We start from the raw sequence: 14,010 nt of genomic DNA, 5'->3' as shown, positions 1-14,010 counted from the left end.
TGTGGAGAAAAAGTCTATATTTGGAAGTTTTGTCGAATAGAAGGAGTTAGTCAATATAATAAACAAACATATACCCCTAAGATTATATTTGAAGATGGTGTAACAATTCAACAGCTTCTACACCTAACTTGTGCTAACCAAATAAAAATAGGTAAAAATACAGCTGTAGCTGCTTCCGTGACTATTACAGATATTCATCATTCTTATGAAGATACTACTATTCCTATTGAACAACAAGATATTGAAGTGGGTGAAGTAATGATTGGAGAAGATAGTAAAATATACAATAATGCAGTAATTCTACCAAACACAAAATTGGGAAAACACACTACAGTAGGTGCCAATAGTGTTGTGTCAGGTATTTTTCCCGATTATTGCGTAATAGTAGGGACGCCTGCTAAAATAGTAAAACGTTACTGCTTTGAACAACAAAAATGGAGAAAAACTAATAACAACGGTAATTTTATAGACTAATGGAAAAAACACTTATTACAGGAGGCGCTGGCTTTATAGGTTCTAATCTCGCTTTAGCTCTCCTCAAAAAAGGACATCAGGTAACAGTACTTGATAACCTATCAGAACAAATTCACGGCAAAAACCCTGAAGAAACTTCTCCTTTATACCTAAGCATTAAAAACAAAGTACAGTTTATTAAAGGAACAGTGGCTTGTCGTGAAACTTTGCGAGAAGCTATTGCCGATAATACCGTGATTGTACATTTAGCTGCGGAGACTGGTACAGGGCAATCAATGTATGAAATACAGCATTATACTGATGTCAATATAGGAGCTACAGCTTTGTTATTGGATATTCTTACCAATGAAAAACATTCGGTAAAAAAAGTAGTAGTAGCTTCCTCTCGTGCTATTTATGGAGAAGGCAAGTACTACAATAAAACTAAAAACACCTTTGTTTATCCTCTACAACGTACCGATGAGGATATGCAAAAAGGAGATTTTGAAGTAAAAGACCCTCAAAATCATTCTGATGTCCTTGAATTAGTCGCTACTACCGAAGATTCGATCATTCACCCTACCTCAGTATATGGCATCACCAAACAGGTACAAGAACAATTGGTAATGACAGTATGTCCCACTATAGGTATTGCAGGGGTGGCTTTCCGTTACCAAAATGTATATGGACCAGGTCAATCACTTAAAAACCCTTATACAGGCATCCTTTCCATTTTTTCTACCCAAATAAAAAATGGCAATGGCATCAATATTTTTGAAGATGGAAAAGAAACACGCGATTTTGTATTTATCAGCGATATAGTAGATGCTACCGTTTTGGGTATAGAAAAAGAAACAGCTAACAACCAAGTATTCAATGTAGGAACAGGAGTAGCTACTGATGTGATCACTGTAGCGACAGAACTTTCAAACAACTATGGTATACAAGTACCCATTACTATATCCGGCAATTATCGCTTAGGAGATATCCGCCATAATTACGCCGACATCACTAAAGCAAGACAATTGTTAGGCTTTGAACCTAAAATATCTTTTAAAGAAGGGCTAAAACAATTCACCGACTGGGTAAACACTCAAGAAGTAGAAGAAGATAAGTACCAACAGTCTATAGACGAAATGAAAGCCAAAGGATTGTATAAATGAAAAAGAGAGTTTTATTCATAGGTATAGGCTTTTATGATTATGATCTAATTATTCAGCAAGCTATTGAAAAATTAGGATTTGAGGTTGATTATTTTTGTGAAACACCTAAAACAATCACTTATACAATATCAAATCATTTAAAAATAAGAAGTATATCTAATAGAATTAAAAGTAAACACTCTATACTTATTGCTACAAAATGTAAAGAAAATTATGACTTTATTTTTGTTATCAAAGGAGACGTTATCACACCTGAATCTTTAGAAATTATTCGTCAAAAAAATAAGACCGCCAAAACTATTTTGTATCTTTGGGATTCTATAAAAAGAATGTCTAATTATAAGAAAATAGAATCTTATTTTGACACTATATATTCTTTTGATAGAGTTGATGCTTTGAATGATAACAAGCTAAAATTTAAACCTCTTTTTTATCGTTCAGAGTATAAAAGAGATGGAAGTAATCACTCTTTTTTATTTGATTTATTTTTCATAGGATGGGCACATTCCGATAGAGCTACTTTGTTACAAAAAATAGCTTCAATTTTAGAGGAACAAAAATTAAAGGTAAAGTTTTTTATATTTGTAGGAAAAATGAGTTATTACATTTCTAAATCAATTAGAACTGTGCGCAGTATGACAATACGGAAACCAATTTCTCCAAAAGCAGTTGTTAAATATAGTACACACTCAAGGGCTGTATTAGATTTAGCACATCCTTTACAAACAGGATTAACGATGCGTACTATAGAAGTTCTTTTTGGAATAAATAGAAAACTAATAACTACTAATAAGGACATCGCTAATTATAGTTTTTATAATGAGAATAATATTCTAATTATTAATAGAGAAAACTTAGAAATACCTAAATCTTTTTTTGAAAAAGATTTTATTCCTTATCCTAAGGAATTTATAGACTCTTTTTTTATAGAAAATTGGGTTAAAGATTTTTTTTATGAAGATAAGTAAATCCTTAGTAATTAACTTTCTATTTGCTGGAGTAGTTCTTATTCTTACAAGGCAGTTCCCTCTAAATGCATACTCTACTTTGGGTAATATGTTTTTAATAGGGTTGCTATTCGTTTCTTTTTTTTGGAAGAATAAGACTTTAGATATATCGTCAAGAAAAACAATAAAACTGATATTTATATGGTCAATATTCCTATTAGCTTATGCTGTTTTGATAAGGGAGAATTCTATTAATTTAGTTTTTAGGTTTTATATTATTATATTGTGCTTATTACTATCTCATTGGGTATATTTACCCCTTGTTACTACTAAAAGAATCTTTTTTTTCTTTATTTTGCTACAATGCTTTGTTTTAATAGCTATAGAAGCTATTATGAATTTCTTTTTTTCTATAAATAACTATTTACCTTTGAGATTCTTTTTTCAAGACCAAGGATGGGGAGATGTCTATACTTATGATGGTTTTTTTTATAGGGTGCAGATAAAAGGAAATGCTTTAATACCCTTTGCTTTTTTTCTCACATTTTTAAAAGATTATACATTTAAGCATAGGAGAACATTGCAAATTATACTTCTTATCAGTAGTATAATAGCAGGTAATTTTGCTTATTTAATAGCAATTTTTGTATTCTTCGTTTTTTGGTACTTATTTAATAATTTACGCAAACGAAAACTAATAAATAGAATTATCATATTTTCTTTTATATTTGCATTGAGTATAGGTAGTGTTATAGAATACACTCAAGAGATTTTAGATAGAAAAAGTGATTATTCATTAGGAACTAGAAATGATCAAGTAGATGTACTTATTAGAGATGTACAAAAAGATGTTTCTACATTGTTATTAGGAAAAGGATTAGGTAATAATGTAATGATAAAAACTTCTTTTCGTGATTATACAGATAATTTGTATTTTGAGATACAAGCAATGTATTTTTTTAATCAATTAGGGCTCATAAACTCTCTTATTTTTATATCTTTTTTATTATTCCTTGCTATAAAAAAAATCTTTTATAAAGATTTACTTTTTATGTATTTGTGCTATATTGTATACGCAACAACTAATCCTTATATTTTAGACACAACTCAGATAGTTGTTATTTTAATATTAATCAGTATTAGCAATGAACGAAAACAAAAAAATAGGTTGTATAATAGTGCTATACAACCCCAATTGGGAAGTAACTCATAAAGTTTTAGAAAGTATTTATAAACAAGTAGATACAGTTTTTATAGTTGATAACTCTCCTAATGCGCAAGAGGTAGATTTTTCTGTGTATAAAAATATTGTATATCATTTCATAGGAGGAAATAAGGGAATCGCAGCAGCCCAGAATATTGGTATAAACTATTTTAAACAAAATAAATATGCTTTTATTATTTTCTTTGATCAAGATAGCATTCCTCCTATAGATTTAGTAGAGCATCTTTATAAAAAATATAAATTTCTCTATGAAAAAAGAATAAAAGTAGGAGGAATTGCTCCTCGTCCATACAATAGGAGAGAAAAGAAAATATATAAAGGAACTATCAAAAAAGGTAAAGAAGTATTTCCAAATATTACTGAGGTTACAGAAATTATTAGTTCTGCTTCTTTTATTCCTATACAAAATTTTGAGATAGTTGGAAATATGGAAGAAGATTTATTTATTGATGCTGTTGATTTTGAATGGTGTTGGAGAGCTACACATAGAGCGAATTTTCGCTTTTTTATTTGTGAAGATATTTTTTTAAGTCATCAATTAGGGGAAAAAGATCTTTCTATTGGGGTAAAAAAAATAGCTATACATTCTCCTTTTCGTCAATATTATAGATATAGAAATTTTTTCAAACTCTTAATAAGGAATTATGTACCATTGTATTGGAAAATCTCAAATCTTATCAAATATACTTTTAAGTATTTTTATTTACCTTTGTGTATTTCTCCAAGAAAAGAATATTTTTATAAAATAAATAAAGGCATTTATGATGGACTACTTAAATAGGAAATATGAAAATTAATATAATTGATGTTTGCTGGACGCTTTATAAGTCAAATACTACTTTTGACTTTATCTCCTTTGTGATGGAGAAAAAGCAAAGAAAAAACTATAGAATACTAAATATATATATTATAAAGTCGCTTTTAGTACTAATAGGGAAGTTGTTGAAATATGATATTTATAGATATCTATATATCTCTCTATTAAAAGGATTTTCTAAAATTCAATTAGAACAATTGGCTAATGATTTTTACAATCAAGTTTTAACTAATATAAAAATTGATTTTTCTTTCAGTTTAGTCTCTACATTACCAAAAGACGAAGAAAAAATATTATGTTCAGCAAGTTTAGATATTATCATAAAAGAAGTTGCTGTCCAATTAGGCATCAATCAATATGATTCTTCTATTTTAGAATTTGATAAGAATGACATCTGTACAGGAAAACTTAGCAAAGATATTTTGTACAAAAAACATATTCTGTTTGAAAATAAAGAAATTAATTATGTAATTACAGATAACAAATCTGATTATAATTTACTAAAGAAAGCAGAAAGACCTATTATATTATCTACCAAGAATAATATGGCTTACTGGAAGAAAAAAAATATGAAAGTTACCTATACATACTAAAATGAGAATATTTTTACCTTTTTATTATTTGTTCTATTCACGACTAAAAAGTAATATCTCTAGAATTGCTTGGATTTTTACTTATATTATTCCTATATTTATTGTTTCCTATTTATCAAATATAGAATTTATATTTACATTTCTTCTTATATTTTCTATCTATTTTACTTATGAGATAGGATATATCTATAATGATTGCGAGGTGATTAAAAAGGAGATAAATCCAACATTACGATTAAAAAAAGAAGATATTCAATACTATGAAAAATATAAATTAATTATTTATAGTATTAGAATATTATTTTTAAGTATCATTATAGGTATTATTTATCTATCATATCCCTATTATATAAATCCGGTTTTTTATACTCTCGGAGGAATTTTATTTCTTTATATTATACATAATAGTATACGAAATCATTGGAATATCTTGTCCTATTCCCTTTTAAATTTTTTTAGATATTTTGCTTTTTTTTCTTTTATAGAGCAAGATGTTTTCTTTTGTTTCTTATTATGGATTATATATCCTTTATGTGTTACTATTGAATTCTCCTCAAAAAGTAGATTCTATACAAGTAATTACATAAAAATTCCTAACTTTGACAGATTCAGAGTTTTTTATTATATATTATTAGTTTTTATAAGCTTTCCCTTATGTATAATAATCTTTAATAAATACACTATAATATTTCTTATATTGTCTTTTTATTTTGCTCTTTATCGTTTGTTGTCTTTTTTTCTAATAGCTAAAAAATATAGAAATACGTAATTTTATGAATTTCTCAGTCCTACTATCATTATACCATAAAGAAAAACCAGAATTTCTAAGAGAATGCTTGGAGAGTTTAAAAAATCAAACGCTTCCAGCTACTGAGATTGTATTGGTTTTTGATGGGGCTATTACCCCTGAATTAGAAACAACAGTAGTAGAATACACAACAGTTCTACCTCTTAAAATTATTCGATTACCTAAAAATGTAGGTATGGGTAATGCTTTTAACGAAGGATTGAAACATTGTTCTTATGAATGGGTATTCCGTATGGATACTGATGATATTTGCATACCTGAGCGATTTGAAAAGCAGGTAAGCTTCATCAAAGAGCATCCAAATGTAATACTATTTGGGTCACACATCGCTGAGTTTAACAACAATATTAATGAAGTTGTAAGTTATAGAAATGTACCTATAAGTAATAAAGCTATAAGGAATTTTTCTTTATTCAGAACACCTTTCAACCATATGACTGTTGCCTATAAAAGAGATATTGCTATAGAAGTAGGAGGGTATAGAGCTTATTTGTTAGAGGACTACAATCTATGGTTGCGTATCATTGCTAAAGGCTATGAAGTAGGCAATATAGATGAAGTTCTTGTTTATGCTCGTGTTGGGAATAATATGGTCGCACGCCGCAGGGGGAAACAGTACATTAAAGGAGAATGGGATCTCTATAAACTGAAAAGAAAACTAAAATTGCAAAATGCTTTTTTGGGCTTTTTTACTTTTTTATTACGAGTAATCCCAAGAATGCTTCCTACAAAAATACTTAAAAAAATCTATACTTTTTTAAGAACAAATACAAAAACTCTTCCTCAAACCTTTTGAGTGTTAGAGAATTTTGACAGAAAAGGATTTTAGAAAAAGATGAATTTCTATAAAAAGAATACACTTTTTGTAAATTATCTTCTACTTTTACCAATTTTAATCATATTAGTTATTCTCCTTTATTATTTTTTTAGTTCAAAATAACTATATTGTTTATTTTTGAGGATTAATAGCTGTGCAACTCTATTATTCTATTATAAAAATTTATCTAAACTATAAAACTCAAAAACATTTAAAAAAGACTGTCAAAAATTACTCTTTTTCTTGGATAGAGCTTTGGAATATCAATTGGGATAATGAGTTGTTGTTTTTCCTATGGCAAGAAAAAGTAAATCAAAAAAGTATTTCAAGAGACAATATATTGTCATCAATGTATTACTATAGGAATAAGCAAAAAAAGAACCCTTCCTTCTTTAAAGAAATAGCATTTCTTAGTTCGAGCATTGTAATAACAATATTAAATTTTAAAAAAGACACTAATGAAAAAGAGTTCTTAACTTGGGCTACATATATTCTATTGATTAGTTTGACTTTTTTTATGTTTAAAGTTTTCTACCTATATCTTTTAAGTTTGAAAAAAGTGGATAATAACAAATATAAAAAAATGGAAGACCTCTGTGAGTATCTGCTTAAAAAGATGAAGTAAAGAGTTTCTCTACTCAAATTATTTGTTAAAAAATATCTTTATCATTTACAAATATATACCTATAAAACTTTCGTGTCCATCTAAAAAATATTTTCATAAATCAGTAATATTTGAAATATTTTTTATACCTTCGCAAAAACAAATCACCAATGACAAAAAAAGCACTCATTACAGGTATCACAAGGCAAGATGACGCCTATCTCGCCGAATACCTCCTCAAAAAAGGATATGAAGTACACGGTATGAAACGCCGATCCTCTATCCTCTCTCTTCAATACCGACCGTATCGACCACCTCTACCAAGACCCTCATTTAGAACACCGCAAACTCATCCTACACTACGGCGACCTTACCGATAGTATGAATATCACACGCCTTGTCCAAGAAGTACAATCCGATGAAATCTACAACCTCGCTGCGATGAGTCACGTGCACGTGAGTTTCCAAACACCCGAATACGTCGGTAACGCCGATGGTCTGGGCACCTTGCGCATCCTCGAAGCAGTACGCCTCTTGGGGCTTACCGAAAAAACGCGTATCTATCAGGCTTCTACCTCCGAACTCTACGGTTTAGTGCAAGAAGTACCTCAAAGGACTGATTGAAGATATGATGCGCTCGGATATCAAACTCTTCAAACGCGATGCTTACCTCAAAGAAGATGGCTTCACTGTAATGAATTACTTTGAATAACAATGAATAAAAACGCTAAAATATATGTTGCAGGACACAAAGGTTTAGTGGGTTCTGCTATTTGGAAGAATCTTTCACAAAAAGGATATACCAATTTGATAGGCAGAACAAGTGCCGAACTCGACCTACGTGATGCACAAGCCGTCGCTCAATTCTTTAAAGATGAAAAAACCGATTATGTCTTCTTGGCTGCTGCCAAAGTAGGTGGCATTATGGCTAACAACACCTATCGCGCCGATTTTATCTACGAAAACCTGATGATTCAAAACAATGTAATTCATTCGGCTTATGAAAATAAGGTGAAAAAATTACTGTTCTTAGGGAGTACTTGTATCTACCCTAAGGAAGCACCCCAGCCTATGAAAGAAGACTGTTTGCTCACTTCTCCGTTAGAATATACCAATGAACCCTATGCCATTGCTAAGATTGCGGGCATCAAGCTATGCGAGAGTTACAACCTACAATATGGCACTAATTATATTGCTGTAATGCCTACCAATCTCTATGGGCCTAACGATAATTTTCACCTCGAAAATTCTCACGTATTGCCAGCGATGGTACACAAAATACACTTAGCAAATGCCTTGCTTAAAAATGATTGGGAAGCAGTAAAAACAGACCTCAACAAGCGTCCTGTAAAAGGAATAAGTGGTAAAAACAGCCAAGAAGAAATAAAAACAATCTTATCAAAATATGGTATTACAGCCGAAACAGTTACGCTATGGGGTACGGGCACTCCTTTGCGTGAGTTCTTGTGGAGTGAAGATATGGCTGATGCTTGTGTGTTTCTAATGGAACGCATCAATTTTAAAGATACATATCCCGCTAATGCCAAAGAAGTCCGCAACACCCACATCAATATTGGTACAGGTAAGGAACTTTCTATCAAAGAACTCGCCTATATGATAAAAGAGACCATTGGCTATCAAGGGAAAATAGTCTTCGATAGCACTAAACCCGATGGCACAATGCGCAAACTCACCGATCCTACTAAGCTACACCAACTTGGGTGGAAACATTCCATAGAACTCCAAGAGGGAATTAAATTGATGTATGAGCATTATTTAGCAGAATAGAGATTCTTTCCTCTTTTTGCTTAGCTTAAAAATAAAGTGATAAATCTCTTTAAAACAATGAATTGCATATAGAACAAAGAAAAATTTTAGTAAAACGTTTGTAATATTTAAAATATTTTTTGTAATTTCGCCTTCCCTAAAAAACAATTGACTTTTTACTAAATTTTAGCATTAAACACTATTACTTATGACCGAATCTACTTTAAAAATTAGAAACTTTTCTCCTAAACGTATGCTCAAAGGAGATGACTATCTGAAAAAAGAGCATAACAGTATTCACAATGCGCTGTTTTTGCCTATTATGGTTGTTGCTTCGTTTTGTTACTACGCAGCCCATACCAATATTGAGAAAAGTATTCTTGTTTATTTGGCGCTTGTCTTTGATATTTTCTATTACATTCTCACAAGGCTCATCTTTAATTATCGTCTTCAAAAGCATTTACAACAAACAATACCCAACTATCAGTTTTGCGGAAATTTATGGTTTGTTAATTGGAATGACAAAGCTCTACAGCAGGCTTGGCAAGAAAAGTTGTTTATTCTTGTTGATAAAAAAGAAATCACAAAAGAAAAACTCAAGCAAATTATAAATGTTTATAAAAACAAGAAAACTTCAAGATTAGCCTATCTTTGGTTGATATTTTTGATAAGCGCGAGTATCTTATTTTGCATGCTTTTGGTAACAATGAAATCACATCACAAATTGGCAGATGTTCATAAATACAGAAGAAGACATCTGCCAATGAATATGCACCACTTTACAAAGACAGATGTTTTGCAAAATCAAAACTTCTTATAGTCATTTTTCATATTCTTTAATGTGAATTTGGGTTAAGAATTTTAAGATACTGCTTAAAGAGATATGTAAAACCATAAAAAGCTGTCCCATCTCAGGACAGCTTTTTTATTGTTTTAATAGATACTATACTATTTGATAGCTTCGTAAGCACGGATAGCTTTGTCGAAGCGGTCGTTTACACTTTCTAAAGTGTAGAGACCATCGGCATTGGCTTTCACACCTTTAAGCTTTAAAGGAAATACTACTGGCGGATTTTGCATATCCAATAGTTCCATTCCACGCAATTGTTCGGTGGTTTGGTATACAATGTTTACCGATACAAACTCTTTACCGCTGTTGTCTACCCATTTTTCAAACACAAGTTTGCTACCTATTGGAGTTTTCTTTTCAATAGATTTAGGCAAACTGTATTCTTCTACTTCCAAAGCGGCATTCACGCTGGCAATATTAGAATCGTGACCACAAAGGAAGGTGAATTTGCGGTTTTTAGCGTTCAGCTCATCTTTCATATACACCAATAGTGGGTGTGCTACGTTCACAGCTACAATAGGAGCGGTGAAAAGCACATCGCCATAGACATCTTTTACTTTAGCGATTTTCTCCCAGTCGGAGGTGGTGAGGTTGTTGCCAAATGCTGCTTGCACAGGGTCTTTATCTTCATAATATTGCAAAATAAAAGCATCGGAAGCGGAGTTGGCTAACTTCAACGAACCTTTCATATTAGGTTCATCGCCTTTTTCGAGTTTCAACTGGGTGTTGTAATCGTTGAAAGCACACACTTCACCTGATTTACAAGCGGGTGAGTTCTTCAAATCGAGTACTTTTTCCAAGAGTTGGTAAGAGTCTTTCAACCCCTCGTTGATGCCCACAATGCCTTTTTTACCGCCCATAGCAGCAATTTCTTTTAAGGCTTGTGCTTTGAAAGCAGGGCTACTTTTGGTAAGCGCAGGGAAGAACACAGGGTCCATTTTGCTGGGGGTAAAGCGGTGGTTGATATGCAAATTGGCTACGGGCATAAATCCTGAGGAGAAATATTGCGCCGTCGCGATGGTGCGTTGCATACTATTAGCATAGAAATTCACTTCATCAACGGTAGGAACTGCGTTTTCGGGAAAGAGTCCTTCGGAAACTGTCCATTTGCGGAAAAACTGACCCATAATGGTTTCGAGTGCTCCTCCACGAAGGGTGAGTTCACTGGGGGCTGCGCTCCATTTTATCCACTCGTGAGGCGTCATTTTTTGCAAGGTACTCCCGTTCACTGATAGAGAGGAGCGAATGTTATGACGACTGAGAATAACCACTTCTTTGAGCTTGTATTGGCTTTTAAAACTTTCGGAGCGGTTGAGTTGTGCCATCGCTAAGAGCGGACACAAGAGGAGTAGTAATGCTTGTAGAGTTATGATTCTTATTTTCATACTGTGTTTTAATTAGAAAATTATATTCTTTAACTTAGTAACTTTGGCAAAGTTTTAATTGCATCTCGTGCTACGAGCTTTGGCAAAGTTTGTGACTGCCATATGGTGAGAGGTCTTTTATAACTATATGATAATAAACCTCCCCCGTTCCCCCTCCAAAAGGGGGACAATCCACAATTGTACCTCTATAAAAACTTTTCAAACAGTCCTTTTACAATTGCCCGTGCGAGTCGCACTTAGAATTTGATTTGCAAACGAGTTTCGATAAGACTTAAATTGGTGTCGGGAATGCTTTCACGGTAAGTAACACCGGTGTAGGAAGCACGTACACGCCAAATCATATACTTATTGATATAATAGTTGAATGTAAGTGAATAATCGTTGAGGCGACCTCCTAAGATTCCCGCTTTAGGGTCGGATAAGTCGGTGTAGTTATAACCTGCAACGAGTTCCATAGCACCAGGTCTGGGGGTAGCGATACCTCCATCGATATCAGTATATTCGTAAGGGTTTCCTTTTACGATAGCACGGAACATACCATAAGCACCACTTGCTTTGAAATTATCGAAACCACTCTTGCGATTTACATTCACATAGTAATATTGGGCTTCTAACCCTAAACGACCACGCGCAAAGAGCAATTCGGGGGAGAATTTATAAAGGAAAGTAGCGTTATCAATAGTTGCTTGTTGTGCGGTTACCTTAGCGATACGAGTAGGGAAAGGTGTTTTGAGCACATAAGAGTTGTGGTTAAGTGCTGGTGTTTCGTTATAACGAGGTGTTTCGAAAGCACCTGAGAGTCCTACGTGAAAAATCTTGCCTTCTTCACGTTGTGGGCGATAGAGCAAACGACTCATCATACCCATACCTTGGTCGCCTGTAGCATCAGAGCTTTTCTTCATCGTTTCACCTTCGGCAAAGAGGCTTAAAGTACCCATAAAGTCATCTTTTTGGTGTAAGAGCATCAAACCGATGAGACGAGAGTTGAAGAAAGCCTCGTTACTTTGGGGTTCTTCCATCGATATTTTGAAAGAAGAGCTGGTGGCACTTTGCATACCGAATTGGTGTACGAAATAACCTCCACGCAAAAGTGTGTGTTTGCTGAAACCGTATTCGATAAAGATATCCTTAGGAGAAACTTTGCCATAAGCAAAGCCGATATCTACTTTTCCTTTCCAATTACCATAGCGTACGCCTAAGCCCATACGCACATCGGGGATAGCTACCCCACTTACAAACTTATCTTTTTGCTCATTGGCATTGAAATAACCAGCGTCCAATAAAATACGTCCTCCGGGTTTTACTTCTAACTTTTCTTCGGGTTTAGGAGCTTCCTGTATAGGTGTAGCGGGCATAGGTTCGGTGGTATCGGTAACGGTGGTTGGTTCTTCTTGGGCATAGGTATAGCCCACAGCCATTAGGCTGAACATCATAAAATATATCTTTTTCATAGTTTTAAATTTTATTTAGTCATACGTTCACTTTTCTTTACTTTGCCTTTTTTTACAAGTCCTTCAAATTCTTTTTTAGCTTTTTCGAGTTGTTTCATAAAGGCATCATTGGCGTGGAGGCGCGCTACTACGGCACTTGCTACGAGACGAGCAGCATCTACATCACTTTGGAAATGGTAACCACAAATCACGCGACTTTGTCCCATTTCATATCCGCGTTTGAGGATTTCGTTTTGTCTATCGACATTGATTTCGGCTAGCACCAAAGCGGTAGCCCACCCAATAGCGGTGTGACCAGAGGGATAAGAACCGTTGGTAGAGAGTTCTTTTTGTTGTTCGGGGTTGCAAGTGGTCTTTTCGTAGAAAGCAAACGGACGCACGCGCATATAGTGTTCTTTGGCGGCACGAGTAGCGAGGTCGCCTGCATCTTCACGCATATTTACTACGAGTTTGAAGATTTCGGGAGTAGTTTCCTTAGAAATCTTGATGCCAAAAGCTTCGGAAAAAGCATTAGGCACACCAGGACCCTCTACACGGGCATCGGATACGGCTTGCTCACCACGAGGGGTACGGCGTTGCATTAAGCCCCACTGGTATTGGGCTTCGTCGTTAAGGAAGAGGATACTACCTGGTTGAGGAGGAGGAGGTAGGAGTTCAAGACTGTTTGCCACCTCACCGATTTGCAAGAAGTAGAGGTCGGGCTTGGTTCTTACGTCTTTGATTTTCTCTTGTGCGAATGTAGTTGCCATCACCGATAGCAAGGCTACGAATAATAATGTTTTTCTCATCTTATTATACAGTTAAAATTTATTGTATTCTCTTTTGGAAGGTATTTAGGTTTTAAAAAACACTACAAATGTAGAAAGAAAAGAATAAATGTGCAAATTATTTCAAAAAAATATTTACTAAAAAAGAAAGAAATAAAAACAAATATGGTGATTTTGTGGTTTTTAGGTACGAGGTGCACGGGCGGGGGAGAAATTAGAAAATTAGAAAATGAGAGAATGAGAAAATGGAGTGTGAAGTTGTATTAGAGGAATGAGGCTGTGCCTCAGAAATCAAACAAAATTTAAACAAAATCAAGGCTACGCCTTGTGAAGTAACTTTTGGAAACATCAACTTTGGCAAAG

General features: G+C 33.5%; 12 protein-coding genes and 1 pseudogene. 10 read left to right on the top strand and 3 right to left on the bottom strand.

The window, feature by feature from the left end:
• Positions 1 to 177 precede the first annotated feature (177 nt).
• The 10 genes and pseudogenes from HMPREF1528_RS12695 (at position 178) to HMPREF1528_RS00350 (ending at position 10,014) form a co-directional block, all read left to right on the top strand.
• Complete coding sequence (locus HMPREF1528_RS12695; protein ID WP_016478166.1) at positions 178 to 474, top strand: hypothetical protein; 297 nt, start codon at positions 178 to 180, stop codon at positions 472 to 474.
• Positions 474 to 1,616: an NAD-dependent epimerase/dehydratase family protein gene (locus HMPREF1528_RS00395; protein WP_016478165.1), complete on the top strand. Its 1,143-nt coding sequence runs from the start codon at positions 474 to 476 to the stop codon at positions 1,614 to 1,616. Before HMPREF1528_RS12695 ends, HMPREF1528_RS00395 begins: the two co-directional genes overlap by 1 nt.
• A complete protein-coding gene (locus HMPREF1528_RS00390) occupies positions 1,613 to 2,584 on the top strand; it encodes a hypothetical protein (RefSeq protein WP_016478164.1) in 972 nt (323 codons plus the stop codon). Before HMPREF1528_RS00395 ends, HMPREF1528_RS00390 begins: the two co-directional genes overlap by 4 nt.
• On the top strand, positions 2,571 to 3,776 hold the full coding sequence (locus tag HMPREF1528_RS00385; RefSeq protein WP_016478163.1) for a hypothetical protein: 1,206 nt from the start codon (positions 2,571 to 2,573) through the stop codon (positions 3,774 to 3,776). The genes HMPREF1528_RS00390 and HMPREF1528_RS00385 overlap by 14 nt, the downstream gene beginning before the upstream one ends.
• Positions 3,709 to 4,569 (top strand): glycosyltransferase family 2 protein, encoded by an 861-nt coding sequence (locus tag HMPREF1528_RS00380; protein WP_051129437.1) that lies wholly within the window; start codon positions 3,709 to 3,711, stop codon positions 4,567 to 4,569. Before HMPREF1528_RS00385 ends, HMPREF1528_RS00380 begins: the two co-directional genes overlap by 68 nt.
• Before the next feature lie 5 nt (positions 4,570 to 4,574).
• Positions 4,575 to 5,198 carry a haloacid dehalogenase-like hydrolase gene (locus HMPREF1528_RS00375; protein ID WP_009750620.1) on the top strand — a complete coding sequence of 208 codons (624 nt, stop codon included), beginning with the start codon at positions 4,575 to 4,577 and terminating at the stop codon, positions 5,196 to 5,198.
• 773 nt (positions 5,199 to 5,971) lie between these two features.
• Positions 5,972 to 6,802 (top strand): glycosyltransferase family 2 protein, encoded by an 831-nt coding sequence (locus tag HMPREF1528_RS00370; protein WP_016478160.1) that lies wholly within the window; start codon positions 5,972 to 5,974, stop codon positions 6,800 to 6,802.
• Between the two features lie 795 nt (positions 6,803 to 7,597).
• Positions 7,598 to 8,039: pseudogene (locus tag HMPREF1528_RS00360) on the top strand (GDP-mannose 4,6-dehydratase); the annotation flags it as partial.
• A 102-nt stretch (positions 8,040 to 8,141) separates the two neighbouring features.
• Positions 8,142 to 9,215, top strand: a complete 1,074-nt coding sequence (locus HMPREF1528_RS00355) for a GDP-L-fucose synthase family protein (protein ID WP_016478157.1) — start codon at positions 8,142 to 8,144, stop codon at positions 9,213 to 9,215.
• Positions 9,216 to 9,402: 187 nt separating this feature from the next.
• Entirely contained in the window at positions 9,403 to 10,014 is a 612-nt protein-coding gene (locus HMPREF1528_RS00350) for a hypothetical protein (protein WP_009750628.1), read from the top strand.
• A 128-nt stretch (positions 10,015 to 10,142) separates the two neighbouring features.
• Here the strand turns inward: HMPREF1528_RS00350 and HMPREF1528_RS00345 are convergent, their stop codons facing one another.
• The 3 genes from HMPREF1528_RS00345 to HMPREF1528_RS00335 form a co-directional block, all read right to left on the bottom strand.
• The gene (locus HMPREF1528_RS00345; RefSeq protein WP_016478155.1) at positions 10,143 to 11,429 is read right to left on the bottom strand and encodes a histidine-type phosphatase; all 1,287 of its coding nucleotides are present in this window, start codon (positions 11,427 to 11,429) and stop codon (positions 10,143 to 10,145) included.
• Between the two features lie 236 nt (positions 11,430 to 11,665).
• Positions 11,666 to 12,880: an OprO/OprP family phosphate-selective porin gene (locus HMPREF1528_RS00340; RefSeq protein WP_009750631.1), complete on the bottom strand. Its 1,215-nt coding sequence runs from the start codon at positions 12,878 to 12,880 to the stop codon at positions 11,666 to 11,668.
• Positions 12,881 to 12,891: 11 nt separating this feature from the next.
• Positions 12,892 to 13,668: an acid phosphatase gene (locus HMPREF1528_RS00335; protein ID WP_002674231.1), complete on the bottom strand. Its 777-nt coding sequence runs from the start codon at positions 13,666 to 13,668 to the stop codon at positions 12,892 to 12,894.
• Positions 13,669 to 14,010: the final 342 nt, after the last annotated feature.

This window comes from Capnocytophaga sp. oral taxon 336 str. F0502 (assembly GCF_000411575.1).
Lineage (GTDB): Bacteria > Bacteroidota > Bacteroidia > Flavobacteriales > Flavobacteriaceae > Capnocytophaga > Capnocytophaga ochracea.
This window is presented reverse-complemented; position numbering and strand designations above follow the sequence as displayed.

Coding starts and splice junctions, on each gene's coding strand:
- HMPREF1528_RS00380 (WP_051129437.1), top strand. CDS start 3,709: ATGAACGAAAACAAAAAAATAGGTTGTATAATAGTGCTATACAACCCC.
- HMPREF1528_RS00370 (WP_016478160.1), top strand. CDS start 5,972: ATGAATTTCTCAGTCCTACTATCATTATACCATAAAGAAAAACCAGAA.
- HMPREF1528_RS00345 (WP_016478155.1), bottom strand. CDS start 11,429: ATGAAAATAAGAATCATAACTCTACAAGCATTACTACTCCTCTTGTGT.
- HMPREF1528_RS00390 (WP_016478164.1), top strand. CDS start 1,613: ATGAAAAAGAGAGTTTTATTCATAGGTATAGGCTTTTATGATTATGAT.
- HMPREF1528_RS00355 (WP_016478157.1), top strand. CDS start 8,142: ATGAATAAAAACGCTAAAATATATGTTGCAGGACACAAAGGTTTAGTG.
- HMPREF1528_RS00375 (WP_009750620.1), top strand. CDS start 4,575: ATGAAAATTAATATAATTGATGTTTGCTGGACGCTTTATAAGTCAAAT.
- HMPREF1528_RS00340 (WP_009750631.1), bottom strand. CDS start 12,880: ATGAAAAAGATATATTTTATGATGTTCAGCCTAATGGCTGTGGGCTAT.
- HMPREF1528_RS00335 (WP_002674231.1), bottom strand. CDS start 13,668: ATGAGAAAAACATTATTATTCGTAGCCTTGCTATCGGTGATGGCAACT.
- HMPREF1528_RS00395 (WP_016478165.1), top strand. CDS start 474: ATGGAAAAAACACTTATTACAGGAGGCGCTGGCTTTATAGGTTCTAAT.
- HMPREF1528_RS00385 (WP_016478163.1), top strand. CDS start 2,571: ATGAAGATAAGTAAATCCTTAGTAATTAACTTTCTATTTGCTGGAGTA.
- HMPREF1528_RS00350 (WP_009750628.1), top strand. CDS start 9,403: ATGACCGAATCTACTTTAAAAATTAGAAACTTTTCTCCTAAACGTATG.